The sequence below is a fragment of the Dolichospermum sp. LEGE 00246 genome (assembly GCF_015207865.1).
Classification (GTDB): domain Bacteria; phylum Cyanobacteriota; class Cyanobacteriia; order Cyanobacteriales; family Nostocaceae; genus Dolichospermum; species Dolichospermum heterosporum.
Map to the genome: position 1 here is coordinate 1 of NZ_JADEWA010000369.1, position 5519 is coordinate 5519.

Sequence of the window (5519 nt, forward strand, 5' to 3'; positions counted from 1 at the left end):
GGTTTAGTCTGCTTTTTTTAATTTTTAATTCTTAATTTTTAATTTGATGAAGAGTGTATTATCTGTTACATATTTCCAAGCGATTAAAGAACTTTAGAGGCTGAACCAATGATAGAAATGAAAGTCGCTGGTATAGCATTAGATGCGATCACCCGCAGCCCAATTGTACTTTTGAAGGATGGTTCAGATCGTCGCGCTTTGCCTATTTATATAGGTCAAGAACAGGCAAGAGCAATTATGGGGGCAATGGAAAATCAAAAGCCGCCTCGACCTTTAACCCACGATTTGATTGTGAATATGTTAGAAACATGGAATATGACTTTAGATAAAGTTATTATTCATACCTTGCAGAAAGATACTTTTTATGCGGCGTTGATTCTTCAACAAGGGGATGTCAAAAAAGAAATTGATGCTCGTCCGAGTGATGCGATCGCTATAGCTATCCGTACAAATACTCCGATCTGGGTTATGGAAGAGGTAGTAGCTGATGCTTCTATTCCCGTAGATCGTGATGCTGATGAGGCTGAACAGGAAGCTTTCCGCGAATTTATTTCTAATCTCCGTCCTGAAGATCTAATCAAGCGGTTTGGGAATGGTGACTAGTAGTCTGTCAACCCGAAAATGACGGGTGAAGGTAAGCAGGGAGGTGGGGGAGGGAAGAACAGAAGTTTTTTCCGATCATTACCCGTCAAAATAAATTTGACGAACTACTAGACTAAGGTTAGGAGTCAGGAGGAATCTTGACTCAACTTGATTCAGAATTTTGTTGGGTTTCCCTGGGTCAACCCAACCTACATTTTTTTAACAACACGGGGTTAATTATCATACAAACACAAATTATAAAATATTTCCTTAGATAGATTTTTTTATCACAATTATTTTCTACTATGGCGTGCGTTCTTGTGCTGATGGTGAAATTAAAAATTTCTCCAACACAAGGTAATATTAAAAACATAGAATAATATTACGGTCAACTTATTGAAAATTTATGGTGCTGACGATGGGGATTCTGTGGGCGAGTTCTCGACAGTGGTTAATGCGGGTAATAACTAATGATGGCTATAGTGGTGTGATAGCTCGGTGGTTGTTATTACCAGCACTAATTGTCATTTTTGTGGTGGGTTGGTTAATACTTAATGGTGAATTAGCGAAGTTATATAATTATGCTTTTGCTATTTCCTTAATTGAGTTTGTTGTAATTATAGTTTTGATTATTTTAATTTGGCAAAGTGCTATAGTAATTGATCGCCTCAGTTGTAAAAATTGTCTTGCTGAAGAGGCATTGAAAATTAAGGATGAGAATCTGCAAACTTTTGTCAATGCTAATATTATTGGTATTGTTTTTGGTGATATTTATGGTGGCATCCACGAGGTAAACGACGAATATTTGAGAATTACTGGTTATACAAGGGAAGATTTACTCGCTGGTAATTTAAATTGGCAACATTTGACAGCACCGGAATTTTTATATTTAGATGCACAAGCGATCGCACAAGCTCAGTCTAGTGCAGACGGTGTTTGTACACCATATAAAAAGGAATATATTCGCAAAGATGGTAGTCGTATTCCTGTGTTAGTTGGTTTTGCTCTCAAGGGGGAAAAACGGGAGAGGTCAACAGCTTTTATCCTGGATTTAAGTGAACAGGAAACCACACTCAGGGAACTTCATAAAAGTAAGAAAAAAATTCTCAACCTTAACCGGAAATTACGCCGACGAGTCAATGAGTTACAAAGTTTGTTCGATATGATTCCGATTGGTATTGGCATAGCGAAAGATCGAGAATGCCAAACTATTACAATGAATCCAGCTTTTGCCAAGTCACTGAGGATGCAGTCTGGTGAAAATGCCTCCTTTACCGCTCCTGTATCAGAAAGACCGACAAAATTTAAACTTTTCCAGGAGGGTAAAGAACTGACTGCAAAAGAACTACCCATGCAATATTCTGCGGCTCATGGTGTGGAAATTTCAGATTTTGAGGTTGATGTTGTCCATGATGATGGTACAGTTGCGAATTTGCTGGAATATATCGTCCCGTTATTTGATGAAGATGGGAAACCGAGAGGAGCTATCGGAGCATTTTTGGATATTACAGAGCGGAAACAAGCAGAAAAAGATCGAACTAATTTGATCACTTCTTTACAAACACAAACTGAGCATTTACAGAAAGCTAACCAGATGAAGGATGAGTTTCTGGCGGTTTTGTCCCACGAATTGCGATCGCCTCTCAATGCTATAGTCGGTTGGTCTCATTTGCTCAGAACTCGCAAATTTACAGAAGAGCAGGTAGCCCAAGGACTAGAAACCATTGAACGCAATGCGAAAATCCAAAATCAGTTAATTAATGATTTGTTGGATATATCCCGCATCATTAGAGGTAAGTTAACCCTTAATCCTCGAAGTTGTAATTTAGTTCCTATTATTAAGTCAGCTATAGAAACTGTCTCCCTTGCAGCCCAAGCAAAGGAAATTAATTTGCACTTTGATCCCCATGATGGAGAATTGCCAGATTCAACCTCTGCTGTGATGGTATCCGGCGATAGCGATCGCTTGCAACAGGTAATCTGGAATTTGTTAACCAATGCCATCAAGTTCACACCTCAAGGCGGTAACGTCGAAATTAGGCTGAATAAAGCGACTATTAGCACCGCAAATTTGTCAAATGATCATGATCAACCCAGAAAATATGCTCAAATTCAAGTAATTGACAATGGAATCGGCATTACTGCTGATTTTCTCCCCCATGTCTTTGATCGTTTTCGTCAAGCTGATAGTTCCAGCACCAGATCCTATGGTGGACTCGGATTAGGATTATCACTTGTGCGCCATTTAACAGAACTGCATGGTGGTACTGTTCATGTAGAAAGTTTAGGGGAAAATCAAGGATCAACATTTACAGTCAAATTACCACTGATAGAAGAAAGTTACAGTGCAGAAACCCAAAAGTATCGGCAAAAAGCAGCAAAATCCGACTCCATTTTTTTAACTTCTCCCATATCTTTCCCCATACTAAACGGCGTAAAAGTATTAGTTGTAGATGACGAAGTTGATAGCCGTGAATTTATTGCTACAGTTCTACAAGAATGCCAAGCGGAAGTTACAGCAGTATCATCAGCCCAAGAAGCTTTGGAAATGCTTACCCTGTGGACACCGGATGTTTTGATTAGTGATATTGGGATGCCAGGGGAAAATGGTTATTCATTAATTCGTAAAGTGCGATCTTTATCCCCTGAAAAGGGCAGAGATATTCCCGCAGCCGCATTGACAGCTTATGCTAGGGTAGAGGACAGGATGCAAGCCATACAAGCAGGATTTCAATTACATTTGCCCAAACCCATTGAACCAGTAGAATTAGCTACAGTTGTCGCCAGTCTGGTTAGACGCAATCTTCTGCATCCTGATTCATAGCAATAAACCAGAAACTTTATGTTTAACTGAACCAGATTGAGATATAATTCATAAGAATACCCGGTAAGTGGGAAACTCAGTGGCTTTAGCCCTGAGAGGGAAACGGCACGAGCGGTTTTAACCGCCTTGAATATTTTTTCATTACCGCCTTAGAGTTAAGAAATTCGGGGTACTTTTGTGGTGTACTTTCAACGGGACAATTACCGATTCAAAATTCCCAACTCTGTACGCATAATGTTTTGCTCCAAAGAGCCTCCCATTTCTGGGGTAATGTTAGCTTCGACCAGTTATCAGAGCTTTTTAGACTTGCAACACTGTTTCAGTGACCTTAAAACTGTTTAATTGCAAATGACAGAGCGGGGAACTAGCAACGCATTCCGAGGTGTCGTGACTCAAATAACGGCTACCACGAGAGTAAACTCAGGGTGGTCTGGTCAGTACGGCTTGCTTGATTACTCTTGCAAGCCCAGTCCCTTTAGGGCTGGGTTACTGACTGTCAACCAATAAAATATTTTTAACTCCCGACTTCCATTATATCATTGCCATAGTTTCAAATTAAAATGAGATTCAATTTTTATCCATTTGGTTTTCGGGAAATACTTAAAAAGTTATTTCTGCCTTTGTTTTTAATTTCCTTACTCATAGTTTTATGGGGAAACACCTTCACACCTGTAACAGCCCAAACATCACGTCAGGAAATTCGCGGTGTATGGATGACAAATAATGATCTTGATATTCTTAAAGATAGGACTAAAGTTCAGGAAGCAGTCACACGACTGCAACAACTCAATTTTAACACTATCTATCCCGTAGTTTGGAACTCTGGTTATGTCATGTATCCTAGTCAAGTCGCCAAACGTCTAGAAATCCAACCATTTGTATTTCAAGGCTTAGATGGACATGATATTCTTGCCGATTTAATTGATAAAGCCCATCGGCAAAATTTACTAGTAATTCCTTGGTTTGAATTTGGGTTTATGACTCCTCCCAGTTCAGAATTAGCCATGAATAAACCAGAATGGTTAACACGCAAAAAAGATGGAACTCAAACATCTATTAGTGCTGGCGGAGAGGTTTCATGGTTAAATCCATTTCATCCCCAAGTTCAACAGTTTATTAGTGATCTTCTAGTAGAACTTACTCAAAAATATAATCTTGATGGTATTCAGTTTGATGATCATACAAGTTTACCTTCGGAATTTGGCTACGATAAATATACAGTTGCCTTATATCAACAAGAAACCAAAAAAACGCCACCAAGTGATCCTCAAAACCCAGAATGGGTAAATTGGCGGGCAAATAAAATTACAGAATTTATGGTGAGACTGAATCAAACAGTTAAACAGATCAAACCGAAAATGATTTTCTCCGTCTCACCTAATTACTATAATCATGCCTATAAATTTCAACTCCAAGATTGGTTGAACTGGGTACGATTAGACATAGTAGATGAGTTAATTGTGCAAGTTTATAAGGAAAGTTTAGATCATTTTATTGGCAAGCTTTCCCGTCCAGAAATGGAAGAAGTAAAACAAAAAATTCCTGCGGGAATCGGTGTTATGGCAGGTTTAAGAACTAAACCCGTATCAATGCAACAGATTCAATCTCAAGTCCGGGCCGCCCAACAACGGGGACTAGGTGTAGCTTTTTTCTATTATGAAAGTCTTTGGAATACTGCACCAGAAGCATTAAAAGAACGTTTAGCTGGATTTAAAAGTTTATTTCCATATCCTGCATCCCGAACTGCTGTAGAATCAAGAGGATGGGAAGTAAAAGTAGAATCAACGCCAGGAGAAACGAACCTCACTGTTACTGACCAAATACCATTTTAGAAAAAAGATGATCCAATCTTGTGGGATGGGCATCTTGCCCGTCCTTGTATTATTGGCAGGCAAGATTCCTGCACCACAAGAAATTTTGGGATATTTTTTTAATTGGAAGTCTCTTAACTGATTTTTCTGATTTTTTAATTTTTCTCTGTTTTATTACCAGTTAAAGTTTCAACGGGCTAGGAGTCAGGAGGGAGAAAGCAGGAAATACTGAACACACCAAATCCTTAATAATGGTGCGTTACGCTGAATTTTTGATTAAAAATTAGGGTTAAGATAGAGAT

The 5519-nt window shown here is 38.9% G+C and carries 2 protein-coding genes and 1 pseudogene; all 3 read left to right on the plus strand.

Going from position 1 to position 5519, the window contains the following annotated elements:
- Positions 1-108: 108 nt before the first annotated feature.
- The 3 genes and pseudogenes from IQ228_RS19925 to IQ228_RS19935 all read left to right on the plus strand — a co-directional run bounded on the left by IQ228_RS19925 (position 109) and on the right by IQ228_RS19935 (position 5238).
- Positions 109-603, plus strand: a complete 495-nt coding sequence (locus IQ228_RS19925) for a bifunctional nuclease family protein (protein ID WP_027404697.1) — start codon at positions 109-111, stop codon at positions 601-603.
- 382 nt (positions 604-985) lie between these two features.
- Positions 986-3406, plus strand: a pseudogene (locus IQ228_RS19930) (ATP-binding protein); the annotation flags it as partial.
- 560 nt (positions 3407-3966) lie between these two features.
- On the plus strand, positions 3967-5238 hold the full coding sequence (locus IQ228_RS19935; RefSeq protein WP_193964103.1) for a glycoside hydrolase family 10 protein: 1272 nt from the start codon (positions 3967-3969) through the stop codon (positions 5236-5238).
- The last annotated feature ends 281 nt before the right edge of the window (positions 5239-5519 follow it).

What these genes read in the sequence shown, in the direction of transcription:
- IQ228_RS19935 (WP_193964103.1), top strand. Translation starts at nt 3,967, where the DNA reads ATGAGATTCAATTTTTATCCATTTGGTTTTCGGGAAATACTTAAAAAG.
- IQ228_RS19925 (WP_027404697.1), top strand. Translation starts at nt 109, where the DNA reads ATGATAGAAATGAAAGTCGCTGGTATAGCATTAGATGCGATCACCCGC.